This is a genomic window from Sphingobacterium sp. UBA865 (assembly GCF_002295765.1).
GTDB lineage: Bacteria > Bacteroidota > Bacteroidia > Sphingobacteriales > Sphingobacteriaceae > Sphingobacterium > Sphingobacterium multivorum.
Map to the genome: position 1 here is coordinate 1 of NZ_DBGB01000015.1, position 20,426 is coordinate 20,426.

A 20,426-nucleotide genomic window follows, 5' to 3' on the forward strand; every position below is an offset into this window, starting at 1 on the left:
TCAATAAATTTGAGACAGCTTCGTTTTGTTTATAGATCAATATTTCTACAACAATGTAGACTTGTATTTAAAATAAAGAGGACAAAAAGAAAATTTGCTATTCTGGACAGATAATTGCTTTATTTGTATCCAACAATTATTACATTCGAACAGCAAAGGGAATCTTGATATGTCGCAATTAACAATAATAGATCTGGCCAAAAAGCTCGGCTTGTCAAAATCGACCGTTTCCCGTGCGTTTCGGGATAATGTGGACATTAATCCAACGACAAAAGCTCGGATTCTGGCTATGGCCGAAGAAATCGGTTTTTCACCAAATGTTTATGCGAGTAGTCTAAAGGCAAATAAAAGTCTGACCATTGCGATTATTATTCCCGAATTTGGCAATAAGTTTTTCTCGCAAGCCATCAAAGGAATTGAGGCTGTGGCGCGTTCCAAGGGCTATCATACCTTAATTTATGTGACGGATCATCAGGTGCAAAATGAAGCCTCAATCGTACGTTCACTGGCCAATGGGCGGGTGGATGGCGTTATCATTTCGGCTTCGGGTGAGGGGAAAGACCATTCGCATTTGCAACTTTTGGCGGAACGGGGAATACCGGTCATGTTTTTTGACCGTGCTTATGACGATTGGAAGGGGGGGTATATTACAGGTAATGACTTTGATTCAGCCTACCTGGCAACCAAACACCTGATCGATAATGCCTGTAAGCGGATCGCTTATCTTGCAATCAATCCGAATGTCTCCATCGGTAAGGTACGTAAAGATGGTTACGAAAAGGCGCTGCAGGAAGTGGGGATTCCGATCAGACCAGCGCTTATTTTGGATACGGTCAATGATGCTGATCAGAATATGAAAGATATCGCCTACCTGATCGAACAGGAGAAACCCGATGCCATATTTGCCTCGGTAGAACGTCTTGCTATTTCAAGTATACGGGTCGCCAAGCAGCTCGCAATTCGTATTCCGGAAGATCTTAAAATCATTTGTTTTTCTTGTTTGGATATCGCCGATCTGATTGACCCGGCACTGAGCGTAGTGAAACAACCAGCCTATGAAATGGGCCAATTAGTAACAAAATACCTATTGGATAAGATGGAAGACCCTGAAAATAGTAAGTTTGCTAATTCGGTTTACCTTGATTCCCAGCTTATTTTTCAAAAATCTAGCCTGAAATAAGAAAAAAAATATTTGTTTTTTGTAATCACATTATTTAGCTTTGAATACTTTCGGGAACATTCCCGAAAGTATTTAAATAATCAATTTGTATAAAATATTGGATAGGGAAATCCAGCAAATCGCCACAAGCGATTTCTTTTTACCTTGATTTCGGGAACGTTCCCAATTTCAGATTCCAAGTAAAGCTAATTATCGATGGGGAAGCATATCTCTCGTTTAATAGGGTATCTCTGGGTGATTGTCCTATTATCATCATGTGCAAATAAGAAAGATATCGTGGATGTCGAGCAACCTCCTGTTATTGAACAGCAGGGATCTGGTTTGCTCAATCTTTCCGCCCCATTTATCTATTGGGATCAGGAAATTACGTTTCAATTTGATCTTTCGAAAGGAAATGCGGCTCTAAAAGGTAGTACTACCGACCTTTACTTACACGCCGGATTGATTCCTGTCAATGGGGGCAGCTGGCAACATGTAGCAACAGATTGGTCAAAGAATGACAATGCTTATAAACTTAAATTTATTTCTGCTGGTTTATATTCATTCACATTTACCCCCTCCAAATTTTTTAACCTGACTAATGGCGGAGAATTTGGTCAGATGGCACTTTTAGTCCGCAATGGTGATGGGTCGCTGGTCCAACGAAACAAAAATAATTCAGATCTATTTCTTCCTCTTGTAACGAGCAATACACAGGCCATTCGTTTTGTTTCGCCTACGCTGCAACCCACAGATCCAATTACCCTGGAGCAGATGTACACCGTTGGGGATAATCTGAAGTTAAAAGTACAGGCAACGCAGTCCGGAAAAATCAGTATCTGGGATAATGGTTTATTGCTTGCTGAATCTTCTGCTGGGCTGTCATTAGAAAAATCGCTCAGCCTACAGAGCAATGGCCTGCACGAGCTTGAAGCACGTCTTGAGGCCGGGGGCAAAATATATTTCAGTAAAGCACAGTTATTTGTGCAATCAAAACCTACCATCGCTGCACTCCCGATAGGCGTCAATGCAAACGGAACAACCATAAACAGGGAAAAAGGAGAGGTCAGTTTTGCGCTCACAGCACCATTAAAAACGAGTGTGTATGTCTTGGGCGATTTTAATAACTATAAAGCATTACCAGCCTATGCGATGAGCCAGACACCGGATGGAAAAACCTGGTGGGTTACCGTATCGAATCTGGATTTCTCTAAAAAACAGACTTATCAGTTTTTGGTGGACGGTCAACTGAATATCGCCGACCCCTATGCTGAGCTGATTCTTGATCCGCAAAACGATGCCGTACTCGGACTGACCGCGGCGGCTGTACCTGCTTATCCCGCTGCTGCGCAGGGAGTAGTTGGGGTATTGGATCTCCCAGCCAAGTCTTATTCATGGAAAACCACGCTATTTAATAAGCCAGCTCAAGGTGATTTAGTTATTTACGAACTCTTGGTCCGTGATTTTGTCAAACAACATCAATATACCACATTGAAAGATTCTTTGCCTTATTTAAAAAGGCTGGGTATAAATGCGGTCGAGCTAATGCCTGTACAGGAATCAGAGGGGAATTCGACCTGGGGTTATAACCCTTCTTTCCACCGCGCTTTGGATAAATATTATGGCTTAAAAAACGACTTGAAAGCATACGTAGATGCTTGTCATGAAAATGGTATTGCCGTGATTTTGGATGTTGTTTTTAATCATGCTTTTGGTCAGTCCCCGCTAGTACAGCTTTATTTTGAGCAGGGCAACGTCGCTGGCAATAGCCCTTGGTTCAATACGGTTGCCAAGCATCCGTTCAATGTTGGCTTTGACTTTAACCACGAAAGTAGTTACACGCAGACTTTTGTCAAGGATGTTTTGACCTATTGGATGCAGGAGTACAAGATTGATGGGTTTCGATTTGACTTATCTAAAGGGTTTACACAGAAAAATTCGGGTACCTCAGAAAGTGATTTAAGTGCATGGAATGCTTACGATGCGTCACGTGTGGCTATCTTGAAGCAATACCAGCAGCATATTCGCAGCATCGATCCCTCGTGTTATATTATTCTCGAACATCTTGGCGGAGATCAGGAAGAGGCCGAACTTGCGCAATCGGGGATGTTGCTATGGAACAACATGAATGGGGTCTTCAATGAGGCGGCGATGGGCTGGAATGCCAACAACGGCTCGGATTTAGGCAGATTATTCCCTTCGAGCCACGGCATGACACAACCCTCGTTTGTGTCTTATATGGAAAGCCATGACGAACAGCGGCTGCTGTTCAAATGCCTGAATTACGGCAATTCGTCAGGTAGCTATAACATTAAGAACCTCAGCACGGCATTAAAACGTATGGAACAGGCCGCCGTGTTTTTATTGGCTTCGCCCGGACCTAAGATGATCTGGCAGTTTGGCGAATACGGCTATGATGTGTCTATCGATGAAAATGGGCGCACGGGCGAAAAACCATTGTTGTGGAGTTATCTACAACAAGATGATCGCAAAAAACTCTTTGAGACTTACGCCAAACTCACGCGTTTCAAAACCAAAAATAGCATTTTCCAAAACGGGACAATTATAACCTCGGCTATGAAAGATGCCGTTAAATATTTTGTTCTCGAAAAGGAAGGACAACAAGTAGGGGTACTTGGCAATTTTGGGGTAGAAAGTGTGGACTTTGACTTGCCGGCAGCGTTGCAGGGGCAGTGGGTCGATAATTTTACGGGAAAAGAGCTCAATTGGTCTGGCCAGTCAAAATTGAGTCTCCTACCTGGGCAGTATCAATTGATAAGCAAAACAAAACTAAATAAATAAACAGTTATTTTATGAACAAACAGCTATCACGTCCATTTTGGGCTCTGAGCATGCTACTCGGTGTAAGTGCTTCGGCATTCGCGCAACAGGCAACGCTAAAAGGGCGAGTAATGGACCAGAAGGGGAGTTCCTTGGTCGGTGCTACACTGCGCTTCGAGGAGATTCAAAAATCACTGTCTACCAATGCGAATGGGGATTTTAGCTTGGATAGACTACAAACAGGGAAATTACGTCTGAAAGTAAGTATGGTCGGATACGCGACCCTGGATACCTTGATCCAGGTCGGCGATGGACAGCATCCGTTAAACCTTTACCTTAAATCCAATACCAGTGCACTGGAAGAGGTTGTGGTGATTGGTTATGGTACACAAAAGAAAAGTGACCTGACGGGTTCAATCAGTACAGTATCTGCAAAAGATTTTCAAAAAGGACAGATCTCCTCGCCGGAGCAACTCATTATGGGCAAAGTTCCAGGCGTACAGATTACAACAAGTGGGGGGCAGCCGGGCGCAGGAAGCACCATCCGTATCCGCACCGGAGCTTCATTGAACGCCAGTAACGATCCGTTAATTGTCGTAGATGGAATTCCATTGGCAGGTGGTTCTGTATCTGGGGTAGCTAACCCATTAAGTTTGATTAACCCAAATGATATCGAGACATTTACAATTTTGAAAGATGCCAATGCAACAGCCATCTATGGTTCGCGAGCGTCGAATGGGGTTATTTTGATTACGACAAAAAAAGGCAGTCGCTCAGGAACACAAATCAACTTCTCTACACAGAATTCATTGGCTACCGTAGCCAATAAAGTAAAGTTGCTCAACGCCGATCAAATCCGCGATTACGTCAATACAAATGGTAGTGATGCCATGAAAAAGTTGTTGGGAACAGCAAATACCGACTGGCAGGATGTGATTTATGGCAATGCATTTACAACGGATAATAACGTTAATATTGCTTCCAAAGCGGGCAATATGCCTTACCGTATATCTGCGGGCTATATGAACCAGGATGGGGTATTGAAAAATGATAACTTAAAACGAACTACTGCTGCATTGGCATTAACACCAAAATTTCTGGACAATCATCTTTCATTGGATGTAAATGTCCGTGGTACCTGGTCAAAATCGAAATTTGCGACACAGGATGCAATTGGTTCTGCTATTCAGTTTGATCCGACTCAACCGGTTTATGTGGATGATAAAAATAGTTTTGGCGGGTATTATGAGTGGATTCAAGGGGGGAAACCTAATCCCAATGCACCACGAAATCCTTTAGCCTTGTTGGATTTACGCAAAGATAATGGCGATGTGTTTAGAAGTATTGGAAATGCAAAGGTGGATTATAGTTTTCATTTCCTGCCGGAGCTGCATGCCAACTTAAACGTTGGATACGATCTGGCGCGTTCGAAAGGGAACACATTTACACCAGCGATAGCTGCACGTAATTTTAATGAAGGGGGTGAAAGAACCCAATATAAAACCGATATCAACAATAAAACGCTGGAGTTTTATTTAAAGTATGATAAGGAATTACCTACAATCAAAAGTACGATAGACGCGACATTGGGCTATGGCTACTATAAAAATAGTAGTAAGGTTTACAATTTTAACCGTACAAATGCGGAAGGTGATAAGATCCTAAATGAACCTACTCGGCCTTTTGATAAACCCGAAAATCTGTTGATCTCTTATTATGGGCGTCTGATTTATACCTATGACAACCGGTATGTTCTGTCGGGAACCTTGCGGTCGGATGGTTCTTCCCGTTTTAGTCCTGATAACCGTTGGGGATATTTTCCTTCTGTAGGATTCACCTGGCGCGCCAAAAATGAAGGCTTTTTAAAAGATATAGCTGCAGTGTCCGAACTGAAGCTCCGTTTAAGTTATGGAAAAACCGGGCAGCAAGATGGCATCGCCAACTATTCTTATTTGCCTAATTATACCATCAGCGGCAACGAGTCGATGTATCGCTTTGGTGATGAATACTACTATTTAAATTCACCTGTGGCCTACGATAAAGACATTCGTTGGGAAAATACAACAACCTATAATGCTGGAGTCGATTTTGGCTTTAGCAACAATCGGGTCTATGGTAGCGTGGATTATTACTCGAAAAAGACCAAAGACCTGCTCAGCACGATTCCCGTTCCTGTAGGCTCTAACTTTAGCAATTTCCTGTTGACCAACGTGGGTAACATGGAAAACCAGGGGCTGGAGTTTAATGTACACTTCGTCCCGCTAAAAACGGATAATTCGACCTTGGACATCGGTTTTAACCTAACTTATAATAAGAGTAAAGTAACCAATCTGACACAGAGTGATGATCCAAACTTTATTGTAGAGACCGGTGGTATCCGTGGTGGTACAGGCGGAAATATCCAGGCGCATAAGGTTAATTTCATGCCAAACAGTTTCAATGTTTTCCAACAGGTATATGATGAACAGGGGCATCCTGTCGAAGGTGTCTATGTTGACCGTAATGGAGATGGCGTTATCAGCGATAACGATCGCTATCTGTATAAATCACCGTTACCGAAATATCTTTTGGGTTTTACGGCGGCATACAGCTATAAAAAATGGTCGGCAACAACGGTATTGCGCGCAAATTTGGATAATTATGTCTACGACAATGTTTCCTCTAATTTGGGAAGCGGGGCAAATATCAACGATCAGGCCGTTTTGGTGATCAATAATGCACCTGTGGATTTCTTTAATACCAATTTTCTGCTCAAACAGCTCCGAAGTGATTACTACATTAAGAACGCTTCGTTTTTGAAAATGGATAATGTCAACCTGAGTTATAACCTTGGAAAATTTATCCGGAATAGTAACGCTTCAATGTCGATTTCTGCAACTGTACAAAATGTATTTACGATCACCAATTATAAAGGTGTTGACCCAGAGATATCGAACGGTATAGACGATCGCTTTTATCCGAGGCCAAGGACTTATGTATTGGGTGTAAATGTGAGTTTTTAAACGATATAACAATGAAAAAATTAAATAAATATATAGGTGTATGCTTGCTGGCTATAGCACTGAGCAGCTGCCATAAGGATTTGGATCTAAAACCGACCAACGACGTAACTGCAGATGTAGCCTACAGTGATTTTAAAGGCTATACCTCGTCTTTCGCAAGATTATATGGATCATTGACCTTAACCAGTACATCGGGGCCGAATAACTCTGATCTGGGAGGATTGGATGCCGGTACATCGGATTTTTTACGCCTCTTTTGGAACGCACAGGAACTTACAACCGATGAGGCCGCCTGTGCCTGGCTCAATGATTCGGGGATTAGCGGACTGGATTACCTCGATTTTGACGATAGCAATCCCATGCTCCGTGGTCTTTATACCCGCTGTGTCTATAGTGCCACACTTGTCAATGAATTTTTAAGAGAAAGTACAGATGCTAAATTGGCCGAACGCGGTATTTCAGATGCCGATAAAAAAGAAATCGCTTATTATCGTGCCGAAGCAAGATTCTTACGTGCTTATAATTATTGGGTGCTGCTTGATTTGTTTGGAAATCCACCATTTGTAACCGAAGAAACTCCTGTCGGAAAAGTATCGCCGCCTCAGATCAAACGACCTGAACTTTTTGCGTATGTAGAGAAAGAGCTGTTGGAAGTTGCAGGCCAGCTAAAAGGTGCCAAACAGAATGTATATGGTCGTGTCGATCAAGTTGCGGCATGGGGGCTGTTAGCTCGTTTATACCTCAACGCTGAAGTTTACCTGGGTGCCGGTAATAAGAAATATACCGAAGCGATTACATACGCAGAAAAAGTACTGAACTCGACCTATAGTTTGGGGACAAATTATCGGGAGCTCTTTTACGCGGATAATGATGTGAACAACCCCGAATTTATTTTCTATCTGCCTTATGATGGAACCAAAACACAGAGCAAGGGTGGTACAACTTATCTGATCAATGCAGCTATTGACGCAACGATGGATCCCACTTCTTTCGGTGTACCCGGCGGCGGTTGGGCCGGAAATCGGACACGCGACAATATCGCAACGATTTTCGGAGACTACAGCGGAGCAACGGACAAGAGGGCAATGTTTCACTTAAATACAAGCGTTAAAATTGAAGATATCGCCGTCTATAAGCAAGGACTGGCGGTTACCAAATTCCGCAATGTGAACAAGGACGGAAAAACTGCTCCTCCGGCAGCTGAAGGTTTCGTTGCTTCGGTGGATTTCCCGTTGATCCGTCTGGCAGAGATGAACTTGATCTATGCTGAGGCGACATTGCGTGGCGGCTCTGGCGGCAGCTTGGCCAAGGCGCTGGACTATGTCAATAAACTGCGTGTACGTGCCTATGGAAACAACAGTGGGAACTTAATGAATCTTTCTTTGGATGATATTCTCAATGAGCGTGTGAAAGAATTATACTGGGAAGGATTTAGACGTTCGGATTTAATCCGCTATGGCAAATTTACGGGTGATAATTACCTCTGGCCTTTTAAAGGTGGTGTGCTTGCAGGTCAGGCAGTTGCCGGGTATAGGACGCTGTTCCCACTTCCTGCTTCGGATATTATTGCGAACTCCAATCTTGTACAGAATCCAGGCTATAATTAATCAGCATCGGACAGGAAGACGGCGAGTCTCTTCCGGTCAATGTAGCCTTACCTGTAATAAGACAATTGTTGACAGATGAAACCGGGCAATATCTATTGTTCGACGCATTGGCGAATGGTCAGTTACCTGGGCTTTCATCAGCTATTGAAAACAAAAATTAAACAGATGAAAATTAGACACTATATCGGGATCATGCTGCTATTTATCGTGGCGTTCCAAAGTTGTAAAAAAGACGAGACGCGCGCTATATTGGCTAGCGGGGAGGACATAAAGCCGGCGACTTTAAGCCTCGATAAAACGAATGTAACCTTGTCAAAAGATAACGCAGAGGATACGGTACTGCACCTTAATATGATTCAGCCTGACTTTGGTTTTCAGGCTGCAGTGACCAATGTCCTTCAGTTTGGGCTTAAAGGTGACAATTTTAAAACTGTAAAGGAAGTGGTTATTCCTAGTGGTCGGAGCACCGTAGGTTTTACGGGTTATGAGCTGAATAGCTATTTACTTGCTTTGGGTGTGTCAACAGGGACCACTTCTGAATTTGACGTGCGCATAAAGTCAAGTATCAACGCTAAAATTACGGTGGTGTATTCTGCTTTAGCTGGTCTGAAGGCGATCCCCTTCGCTTCAACAAGTTATTTATATGCCATAGGGGCTTATGAGGACTGGGTTGAAGCCAATGCTGAATCGTTGATTTCGCCGACGAGTAATGGGATCTATACCGGTATCATCAATTTTCCAGAAGAAAAATTGACCTTTAAACTGACTCCTGAGCGAAATTGGAGCAATTCATATGGAGAAACAGAGCCAGGTAAGATCGTTTACAATGGTGGTCAAGACATCAAGGCTCCACGTGCCGGTAATCTCGAATTGGAAGTAAACACAACAGCTAACACGATTTCTTATAAAGACCATAGCTGGGGCATTATTGGTAGCGCCACGCCTAAGGGCTGGGATGCCGATACGGATATGAAATTCGACAATGCCAATCAGGTATGGAAGCTCACAGTGAGCTTGACTGCAGGCGAGATCAAATTCCGTAAAAACCACGATTGGGGAACCAATTTTGGCGGGACTAATGGCACCTTGGCTGCTGGCGGTGCAAATATCGCCGTTGCCAATGCCGGTACCTATGATATTGTCGTGGATTTCAATGCAAATACTTATACGTTGACGAAGAAATAGCAGATTATGTTAAAAAGAAATATGAAGATCACCACCCTATTGGTAGCGCTAACTGTGCTTGGATGGAGCCCCTTGATGGGGCAATCCATTCAACGTGTCGAACCCTTAAACTGGTGGGTCGGAATGGAAAATCCGACGCTACAACTTGTGGTTTATGGACCTGAGATAGGAAAAAGTGAAGTTCAGATCGAAGATAAGAACATCGAACTAGTCAAAATCAATCGTGTAGAAAATCCCAATTACCTGTTTTTGGATGTCAAGGTGGCTGCTTCGGCCCAACCGGGATGGTCAACTTTTACCTTTCGTCAAGGAAAGAAAAAACTGACTTATCGTTATGAGTTGAAGCAAAGAGATCAAAAAGTAAAAGCGCAAGGAGTAAACAGTGCCGATTTGATCTATCTGATTATGCCTGATCGTTTTGCCAATGGAAATAAGGCAAATGATCAAGTGAAAGGTATGTTGGATATGAGCTTGAACCGGGATTCAATGTACTTGCGTCATGGTGGCGATTTGGAAGGTATTATCGGGAAACTGGATTACCTGCAAGATCTTGGTGTTACATCCTTGTGGCTGACTCCCGTGTTGACCAATGACATGCCACAGGCCTCGTACCATGGTTATGCCAATACCGAAACATATCATATAGACCCTCGCTTTGGCAGCAATGACACTTATGTGCAATTAGGCGAACAGCTCCACCGGCGTCAGATGAAATTGATTTTTGATGTGGTGCCCAATCATATTGGAAGTTATCATTGGACGGTGAAAGACAAACCGATGGCAGACTGGCTCAATGAATGGCCTTCCTATACGCAGACATCCTACAAAGATCAGGCTGTTTTTGATCCTTATGCCTCGGCAGATGACAAAAAGAAAATGGTCAAAGGTTGGTTTGTTCCCACCATGCCCGATATGAACGAACAGAATCCATACGTTCAAAATTACCTGACCCAAAGCCATATCTGGTGGATAGAGACCGCAGCAATAGACGGATTCCGAATAGATACCTATCCGTACAATGATCTGGATTTTATGGCTAAATGGACCGATCGCATTCTGCAGGAGTATCCAAAGTTTACCTTTTTTGGGGAGACATGGGTACACGGGGTTGCCAATCAGGCTTATTTTCTGGGCGGAAAACGAGTTGGTCAGGACGTGGATTCCAAGTTGATGGGCGTAACCGATTTTCAGCTTAATTATGCCATAGGTGATGCGCTCAACCAAAAGACAGAATGGACTGCCGGAGCCAATAAATTATATTCGACCCTGGCCTCAGATTTTCTATATCCACATCCAGAGCAAAATGTGCTTTTTTTGGATAACCACGATAAGGATCGTTTTTTCTCCGTTGTAGGCGAAAACGTGCAGAAATATAAATCAGCAATGGCTTGGCTTATGACAACAAGGGGTATCCCACAGTTGTACTATGGAGCTGAAATTCTGATGAAGAATTTCTCTAATCCCGACGGCTTGCTAAGGGAAGACTTTCAGGGTGGTTTTATAGGTGACAAATCGAATAAATTTACAGCTGACGGAAGAACGAAAGCCGAGCAGGATATGTGGAGTTATGTGCAGACCTTAGCCAATTACCGAAAACAACATACCGTTCTGCAAACCGGTAAAACGATGCAATATGTGCCCGAAGATGGCGTATATGTTTATTTCCGTTACAACGAAAAGCAAACTGTTATGGTCGTGATGAATTGCAATGATGTCGCGAAGGAACTTAAACTCGATCGCTTTAGGGAACGAAATAACCAGGTGAAGTCCTATTTCGATATTATTCAAAAGCAAGAGACCAATCCAGTTGACCATAGCTTGAAGTTGGACGCTTACGAGACTAAAGTGTTTGAGCTTAAGTTTTAACACAATTTAAAATTCTATAGAATTCATTTTTCGATGATTAATTATAATACTGTAAAAGCCGTAATATTTGATTTGGACGGTGTGTTGGTGGATACGGCGGTCTACCATTTTCAAGCCTGGCACAGATTGGCAGAAGGCTTGGGTTATTCGTTTTCTCTTGTTGACAATGAACAGTTGAAAGGGGTCAGTCGCATTGAATCCCTCGAGCTTATTTTAAAATGGGCGGGGGCGAAAATATCCGATGCTGAAAAAGCGGATTTGCTGTCACTTAAAAACAAATGGTACTTGGAGCTGATTGAACAACTCAGCCCTGACCACTTGCTTTCAGGTAGTTTGGATCTATTAGAAAAACTCCGGAAAAAGAGAATTAAGATTGCATTGGGGTCAGCCAGCAAGAACGCGATGGGCATCCTTGAAAAAACGGGGATTATCAGCTATTTCGACGTATTGATTGATGGAAATGTGGTGCAACTGTCTAAACCTAATCCAGCAGTTTTCCTGAAGGGAGCTGAGGCTTTGGGAATTGAGCCGGCATGCTGTCTCGTGCTGGAAGATGCCCAGGCGGGGATCGATGCGGCAAGGGCAGCCGGCATGCAGGTCATAGGAATTGGGCAGGCTGAACATCTTAACGGAGCAGATTTAGTGGTAGCCGATTTAGGAGCCTTAGTCGATAAATTTTAAGAGCAATTCAAGTGATGGAAGCAAGGCGTAGATCATATTGGCAAAGAAGACCAGAATGATTGAGGCAGAGTATCCGTCGCGCATTGAAAAAAATATAAAGATGAAAACATATATCAAACATAACCCTTGGCAAATTATCGAAGACACCTTTCGTCCCGAACATAATGAATTTTCGGAAAGTATCTTCGCTATTGGTAATGGTCGGATGGGGCAGAGGGCTAATTTTGAAGAAGAATTCAGCGGGAAGTCGTTACAGGGATCGTACCTAGCGGGTATTTATTATCCTGACAAAACACGCGTGGGCTGGTGGAAAAATGGGTATCCCGAATATTTTGCCAAGGTCATCAATTCCATCGATTGGATAGGCCTACATATTCTAGTGAATGGGCAGGTTCTCGACCTAAACAAAGTTGCGGTCAAATCTTTTGAACGTCGCCTGGATATGCAAAATGGGGTTTTATACCGCAGTTTTATTGTGGAAATGCCCGATGGGGCACAGTTGAAGGTTGAAGCAAGCCGGATGTATCATCTGTTTGCTTCGGAAACAGCTTCATTACAGTACAACATACAGGCACTTTCCGGTCCGATTGCTTTGGAGGTCCGCTCGCATTTAAATGCTGAAGTTGTCAATCGAGACAGTAACTACGACGAGCAATTTTGGGAAAGCACAGCGCAGGGAAGAGATGGTGAAAATACCTTTGTGGCGGCGCGTACCAAGAAAACTGGCTTTGAGGTGTACGCCCTGCTTACAACTACCGTGACAGGACCTACAGCCGTTGTCGAAGTGCAAGATACGGTGACAAGTCGAGGCTGTATAGCAGAAATTTATAAGACCGAGCTAAGCGAATCTCAAATTTGTCGCGTTGAAAAGCGAGTTTCCATTGTTACATCACAGAACCATGTGTCGGCAGAGCTAGAAGTGGCTGCTTCGGTCAATTTACATAAGCTAGATGCACTGAGCTATGAGCAACTAAAGGAGAAACAAGCAGCAGCTTGGCAAGCGATCTGGGCAGAAAGTGACATTGAAATCAGTGGTGATGTTGCTGCGCAGCAGGCTATACGCTATAATATATTTCAGCTCAACCAGACCTATACCGGCGAAGATGAGCGACTCAATATTGGTCCGAAAGGTTTTACCGGAGAAAAATATGGCGGTGTCACCTATTGGGATACTGAAGCTTATTGTATTCCTTTTTACCTCGCAACACAATCTCCAAATATTGCGCGTAACTTGTTGATTTATCGTCATCAGCAATTGGGTAAAGCCATCGAAAACGCCGCTAAACTTGGCTTTACCAATGGAGCTGCACTTTATCCCATGGTGACGATTAATGGTGAGGAATGCCATAATGAATGGGAAATTACGTTTGAGGAAATTCATCGCAATGGAGCTATTGCATTCGCGATTTATAACTATGTCCGTTACACCGGTGATCAGGACTACATCTGGTCACACGGCTTGGAAGTCTTGATTGCGATAAGCCGATTCTGGGCACAGCGCGTTAATTGGAGCGCTGAGCGCCAGCAATATGTCATGTTGGGGGTGACGGGACCAAACGAGTATGAAAACAACGTGAACAACAACTGGTATACCAATCGGATTGCTTCCTGGTGCCTAGAATATACACTGGACTGTTTAAACAAGCTGGCGCAGCTGAACTCCGACATTGCTGACGCATTAAAAACGAAGTTAGCCATAGGAGTGGAGGAACAGGAAAAATGGCAGCATATTATCGATAACATGTATTATCCTTTTGATGCGCAGCGCGGGGTGTTTCTGCAACAGGATGGTTTCCTCGACAAAGAGTTAATTCCTGTGGCCGAACTTGATCCGGCTCAACGACCGATCAACCAGCGTTGGAGCTGGGATAGGATTCTACGTTCCTGTTACATCAAACAGGCCGATGTGCTGCAGGGCTTTTACTTTCTCGAAGACCAGTTTGATCTTGAAGCCTTAAGGCGACATTATGAATTCTATGAGCCGTTTACGGTACATGAAAGCTCGCTTTCTCCTTGCGTCCATGCGATATTGGCTGCTAAGTTGAATAAACCAGAAAAAGCCTATGAATTCTATCTGCGGACCTCTCGTTTGGATCTGGATGATTATAATAACGATACCGAAGACGGTTTACATATCACTTCCATGGCGGGTACCTGGATGACAATCGTAGAGGGCTTTGCAGGAATGCGGATTAAGGACGGAAAACTGTATTTAAATCCAATGTTGCCTAAAGAGTGGGAAGGGTATAAATTCCGTGTCTTATTTCGCGGTGCGACCTTGTTGATTACGGTACGGTCGGATGGATTTACGATCGAAAATGACAGTGACACTGCGGCCCATATCCAGACGGAGGCAGAAGCTTTCATTCTGGCTGCACAAAGCAAAAAGCAGGTGTTTCAGGTTCGGTAAGCCCCTGCTTTCAGCAGCGTAAGAACCAATCTTATCCTGCTGAAAATAGGGATTAAGTGATAATTAAATTGTATTTTGTCTTAAATTTTGATAGCCTATTATGGGAAATAAACCTGAATTAAGCATTAGCCAGGTCATCAATATGAGTTTTGGGTTTTTGGGCATACAAATGGGGTTTGCCTTACAAAACGGCAATGCTTCCCGTATTCTACAGACATTTGGTGCTGATGTAGAACACCTGTCGCTGTTTTGGCTTGCGGCTCCGATTACGGGGATGATTGTGCAGCCAATTATCGGGCATTATAGCGATCGAACCTGGAATAAATTGGGGCGTCGTCGGCCTTATATTTTGGTGGGTGCACTGCTGACCACCATAACCCTGTTTTTGATGCCGAATGCAGCAGTATTTACCACATTGCTAGCACCACTTTGGATAGGAGCAGGACTATTAATGTTTATGGATGCTTCCATCAATGTGACAATGGAGCCCTTTAGAGCCTTAATTGGCGATAATCTACCGAGTAACCAACGTAGTCTTGGATTCTCCGTACAAACCTTTCTGATCGGTATTGGAGCCGTATTGGGATCGTTACTTCCCTTTATACTGACAAAATATTTTCATGTGCAGGGAACTTCCGAAGCTGGTCAGGTGCCAAACAATGTGATATATTCTTTTTACTTTGGTGGTTTTGTACTGCTTCTAACGGTGTTGTGGTCGGTGTTTAAAACGAAGGAATATACGCCACAGGAATTACGGTCATTTTCCGATACCCTGGTGGTTGAACAGGAGACAGCGCCAAAATTTGGTTTGCGCGCTATTGCCAGCGATATTGGTAAGATGCCATTGATCATGCGCAAACTCGGTTGGGTTCAATTCTTTTCCTGGTTTGCCCTTTTTATGATGTGGGTATATACAACTCCTGCGATTGCAGATTCGGTTTTTTACCTGCGGGAAGGAAATCGGCAGGATCTTTATATGGAGGCGGCCAATTGGGTGGGCGTGCTTTTTGGTATTTACAATGGGGTATCGGCTCTATATGCTTTGTTTATTCCGCGGATAGCCAAACAGCTCGGGCGTGGAAAAACGCATGCGCTTGGGCTTTCCATTGGAGGACTTTCGTTGATTTCATTGTTTCTGATTAAAGATGCTAATCTGCTGATTCTTCCCATGATCGGTATTGGTATCGCTTGGGGAAGTATTTTAGCGATGCCTTATGCCATTTTGAGCGATCACCTGCCTGCAGGGAAAATGGGGGTTTATATGGGGCTTTTCAATTTCTTCATTACCTTACCACAGATTGTATGTGGATTTTTTGGAGGAATGATCATCAAATATTTTTTTCATAGCCAATCCATTTATGGCTTGTTGTTGGCCGGTGTATTTATGCTGCTGGCTGCATTCTTTGTTCCCAAGAGTAAACGCTAAGATCATTATCGTAGACGTAGTAAATAGAGCTTACGTCTACGATTTTCTGCTCACTTGGCCCAGCTCCTGCAATTGGATTTTCATCATCTCCTTAAGTATACTAATTTGCTTTAGTTAGCACGGCTCGCTTTTACACAGCGGGATAATTTCGTTCGATTTACTAAAACTTGTGCGTATCAATTGCTGAAAAATGCACCATCATTTGCTGAACACGTATACATTATTTACTGTTTTCAAGAATATAGTTGCTCGGCGACATACCATAATGTTTATGGAAGTCCCTGGAAAAATTGGATTGCACGGTGTAACCTACCATCGTTGATACTTGGGTAATGTTGTATTCTTTCTGGGTAAGCAGTTCTGCCGCTTTTTTTAATCGTGAAATATTGATCAATTCATTGGGTGTTAGGTCGGAGAGTCCTTTGATTTTACGGTAAAGGGTCGGACGACTCATATGCATCAGTTTGGCCAGTTCATCCACATTAAGGTCTATCGCTGAAATATTCTCATAAATAACCGTATTGAGCTGACTGATGAAATCTTTGTCAGGACCCGAAACGTTGATATCTATTAAGTTGGAGCTGGGTGCGTTAGTGAAGTAATTCTTGATAATTTTTCGGTTCTTGAGAATATTGCGTATTTGTACCATGAGGAATTCAAGCGAAAAAGGTTTTTCGATATAAGCATCGGCACCATTTTTTAATCCCTGAATTTTGGAATCCAATGCATTTTTTGCGGTCAGAAAGATCACCGGAATATGACTATAGAGAATATCTGTTTTGATACGTCTGCATAAAGCCAAGCCATCCATAATAGGCATCATGATGTCTGTCAGTACCAGTTGTACATTTTCTTGGTCTAATATTTCGAGCGCTTCGGCACCATTGCCGGCTCGTAGGATTATATAGCTGGTTTTTAATTCTTTATTGAGGTAGGCAAGGATTTCTTTATTGTCTTCGACGAGTAGAATCACCGGTTTTTCTTCCTCCTGCTCGTCTGGTTTATCATTTAATACATGATCGTGATTATCTTCCTGAAAAGATTTGATGTCCAGTGATTGTTCTTGAAAAATCGGTACGGACAGCAGGAATATATTGCGGTTTTCTTCCAGATAGACAAGTGACAAGGTTCCTTGGTGCAATTCGACCAAGGAGCGGGATAGGGGAAGGCCAATACCTGTCCCCGTATCTTTATCGGATTCGTTCAATCGATAAAATGGTTCAAATATTTTTTCTCTTTTTTCATAAGGAATAAGCTCACCATCATTCTTAAATTCGATATTGAACATAATATCATCGCTATTAAAAGGGAGGAGCCTGACATAGACTTCTTCATCTGCATATTTGATGGCGTTGTGAATAAGATTAGTAAAGATTTTTCGGAGGGCTTCCTCATCCACATAAGCAGCGAGACTGATACGTGGCAGGCTAAGCTCATAATGCAACTGTTTATCTTTTGCAAGATAATTTAGGTCGTGGAATACTTCGGATAGGAGTGTGTTGATGTCCGTTTTAGTAAAAATAAGGCTCATATTGTTGGTTTCTGCTTTTCTAAAATCCAGTAGTTGGTTGGTCAGGCGAATTAAACGCGCTGTATTCTTTTCAATTAGTGCGAGATCCTTGGCTGTGTCGCTATCGGTAAATTTCTGTTGGTTTATTATCTTCTCAAGGGGCATTTTGATCAGGGTGAGTGGCGTACGAATTTCGTGGGCCAGATTGGTAAAAAACTCCAGTTTGAGATTATAAATTTCCTGTTCTTTTTTTCGTTCATAGCTATCCATCTTTTGAGCATTATTGGCCTTTATAAGTAGAAAATAATACCGTAATACGAGCAGTATAATCGTACCAAAGCTCACAAAATAAAGTAAGTACGCCCAGCTTGATTGCCACCAGGGGGGCGAAACAATGATGAGCAGTTTTTTTTCTGTCGGATTCCAGACGCTGTTGTTATTTGCACCCCTGAACTTAAACGTATACTTACCTGGTGGAAGTTTATTGTAATAGATTTTTTGATTTCCCGTAATATCGGTCCAGCCTTTATCATAACCTTCCATGATATAACGATAGGGATTGCTCTTTGGGGAAACAAAGCTCAAGGCTGCTATATGGAAGCTGATATTGGAATTGTCGTAGGTTAAGTGTATCTCTTTTGATAGGGAGATGGATTCTTTGAGTATGCCATTTTCACGAACCGGCACACTGACATTGTTGATCTGAATGCCGCTGATGAATATGGGTGGAATAAAACTGTTCTTAATGGATTTTGTGGGGTTGAAGCTTACCATTCCTTTGATAGTCCCGAAATATAAAGTTCCGTCGCTATCTTTAAAAGCCGAATTATAATTAAACTGATCTGCGGGAAGCCCATCTCTGGAGGTATAGATGACCCTTCGAGGGACACCCTCGTCCAGCCGGACCAGTCCACCGCCGGTCGATATCCAGATGCTGTTGTTGTCGTCTTCCAAGACCTTGAATACTTGATTAGAAGGTAAACCGGATTCGGTCAGGTAGTTGGTGAAACGTCCATCACGGCGGTATTTCGAAAGGCCGCTTTCGGTGCAAAACCATAAATTCTTTTTGCTGTCTTCAAATAGGCCGTTGACGTAATTATTGACGAGTGTATTTTGTTTACCTTGTTCGGACAGCAAATGCTGTATTTCTCCCGAGCTGCGGTTATACTGGAAGATCCCACTGCCATAGGTATTGATCCAGAGTATACCATATTCATCTTCATAAATGCCTTGTATCCATGCTTGAATAGGAAGGAGATCAAAACTGTCCTTATTTTTGTTGTAGGCGTATAAAGCGCGGTCTGTGCCAACAAACATCGTATTGTCTTTGGACTTATAAATGCATACGGCGAAGCTACTTTGTAAGGGACCTTGGCCGATGCGGTCATAGTGCTTTTTTAATTTTCCAGTCTTTACGTCGAGAATGTCAAGTCCATGTGTGGTGGATCCTACCCAAAGATCGTCGCCGATTGTTGCCAAGCCATGGACATTGTTATGCGCAATACTGCCTTTTTTTCCGTTGGCAATGAAATGCTGGATTTGTTGTGTTTGGGCATCTATTTTGTTCAATCCGCCATCTTCTGTTCCGATCCAGAAATTTCCATAGCGATCTTTTTTGATATCGTGTACAATATTACCTGATAGGGCTGATTTTCCAAATCCGGACAAATACTTCTTGAAATTGTCGAATTGGTTGCTGTATTGGTTAAAGCCACCGAAAAATGTTCCAAACCAGATATTGTCTTCACGGTCCCGATAGAAATTCAGGACAGCATTGTCAGAAATGGCAAATGGATTGAGCAGGTCTTTTTTGATGTGTTGGCTCTGGCCTGTGTGAATATCATAGGTGTATATTCCGGTTTCAGTTCCAATCCAGTATGTCGACTCTGTTTGTTGAATAATACAGTTTGCCTGAATGACTTTGTTGGGGTAATGACTTGCAAATAGATTTTTTAATGTGCCATTTTTGAAATCAAACAAATAAGCCGAATTGATTGTTCCGACCATTAGCAATGAATCGTTGATCGCATATACGGTTTTGGTATTCGCTAGTGTTTGTCGATCGATCTTTTTAAGATCAACAGGGAAAAATTTACCCGTATTAACCTGATACCGTAGTATTGTACTGTTATTGTCTGTTACCCACAACCCACCTTTCTTACTGCTGGTGATCGCTACTAGGGTATTTTTGTTGAGATCAAATGGGGATATTTCTCCTGTATAAGAATTGTAACGGTACAGTTTTCCATTGGAAAGCAACCATATAAAGCCTGCGTATTCGTGTATGGCATTTACTTCACCGATGGATATGAGCTTGAATGGTTTGAAATCTTCTTTTATGGGATCGTAACGATAGGCACCCCGTGTGGTACCCACCCATAGGACACCTTTGCTATCTGTGAGGAGGCTTAAAATAGAAGAACTTCCGATACTTGTCGAATCTGAAGCATTGTGTCGAAATATTTTAAATTGATTACCGTCAAAACGATTAAGGCCATTCCTCGTTCCTAGCCACAGAAAACCCTGAATATCTTGTGTAATACATTTGACCGTACTATTGGAAAGGCCATCGTGGGTCTGATAGTTTTTAAAATAGATCGATTGTGCCTGCAGGTTGATAACTGCCAGCAAGATATACAAAAGGAGTATGGTGGTTATTCTTTTCAAAACTGATTACGTTGAACTAAAAATAGGCAATTAAAAGATAAAAAAGAGTTTTACTGATACGCTTTGATATAAAATTGAGACGCTCTGATTGGACGAGATACAAGGATTTGCGCATTTTTATAAAACAATAAT

10 protein-coding genes are annotated in these 20,426 nt (G+C 42.7%); 9 read left to right on the plus strand and 1 reads right to left on the minus strand.

The annotated features are described in order from the left end of the window. The first annotated feature begins 169 nt into the window (after positions 1 to 169). The 9 genes from B2O97_RS08145 to B2O97_RS08185 all read left to right on the plus strand — a co-directional run bounded on the left by B2O97_RS08145 (position 170) and on the right by B2O97_RS08185 (position 16,117). On the plus strand, positions 170 to 1,180 hold the full coding sequence (locus tag B2O97_RS08145) for a LacI family DNA-binding transcriptional regulator (protein WP_070567394.1): 1,011 nt from the start codon (positions 170 to 172) through the stop codon (positions 1,178 to 1,180). Between the two features lie 195 nt (positions 1,181 to 1,375). Further along, positions 1,376 to 3,961, plus strand: a complete 2,586-nt coding sequence (locus B2O97_RS08150) for an alpha-amylase family glycosyl hydrolase (protein WP_070567391.1) — start codon at positions 1,376 to 1,378, stop codon at positions 3,959 to 3,961. 11 nt (positions 3,962 to 3,972) lie between these two features. Beyond that, positions 3,973 to 6,942, plus strand: coding sequence for a SusC/RagA family TonB-linked outer membrane protein (locus tag B2O97_RS08155; RefSeq protein WP_070567389.1), 2,970 nt, complete (start codon positions 3,973 to 3,975; stop codon positions 6,940 to 6,942). 11 nt (positions 6,943 to 6,953) lie between these two features. Further along, a complete protein-coding gene (locus B2O97_RS08160; RefSeq protein WP_070567387.1) occupies positions 6,954 to 8,549 on the plus strand; it encodes a RagB/SusD family nutrient uptake outer membrane protein in 1,596 nt (531 codons plus the stop codon). Between the two features lie 165 nt (positions 8,550 to 8,714). Then, positions 8,715 to 9,734: a SusE domain-containing protein gene (locus tag B2O97_RS08165; RefSeq protein ID WP_070567640.1), complete on the plus strand. Its 1,020-nt coding sequence runs from the start codon at positions 8,715 to 8,717 to the stop codon at positions 9,732 to 9,734. A 6-nt stretch (positions 9,735 to 9,740) separates the two neighbouring features. Beyond that, a complete protein-coding gene (locus tag B2O97_RS08170; protein ID WP_115047572.1) occupies positions 9,741 to 11,600 on the plus strand; it encodes a glycoside hydrolase family 13 protein in 1,860 nt (619 codons plus the stop codon). Positions 11,601 to 11,633: 33 nt separating this feature from the next. Then, positions 11,634 to 12,281 carry a beta-phosphoglucomutase gene (gene pgmB, locus B2O97_RS08175; protein ID WP_070567383.1) on the plus strand — a complete coding sequence of 216 codons (648 nt, stop codon included), beginning with the start codon at positions 11,634 to 11,636 and terminating at the stop codon, positions 12,279 to 12,281. A 100-nt stretch (positions 12,282 to 12,381) separates the two neighbouring features. After that, a complete protein-coding gene (locus B2O97_RS08180) occupies positions 12,382 to 14,691 on the plus strand; it encodes a family 65 glycosyl hydrolase domain-containing protein (protein WP_286767239.1) in 2,310 nt (769 codons plus the stop codon). A 100-nt stretch (positions 14,692 to 14,791) separates the two neighbouring features. Next, positions 14,792 to 16,117, plus strand: coding sequence for an MFS transporter (locus B2O97_RS08185; RefSeq protein WP_112374269.1), 1,326 nt, complete (start codon positions 14,792 to 14,794; stop codon positions 16,115 to 16,117). Positions 16,118 to 16,337: 220 nt separating this feature from the next. On the opposite strand, the gene B2O97_RS08190 is transcribed toward B2O97_RS08185, so the two are convergent. After that, positions 16,338 to 20,294: a hybrid sensor histidine kinase/response regulator transcription factor gene (locus B2O97_RS08190; protein ID WP_286767240.1), complete on the minus strand. Its 3,957-nt coding sequence runs from the start codon at positions 20,292 to 20,294 to the stop codon at positions 16,338 to 16,340. Positions 20,295 to 20,426 lie beyond the last annotated feature (132 nt).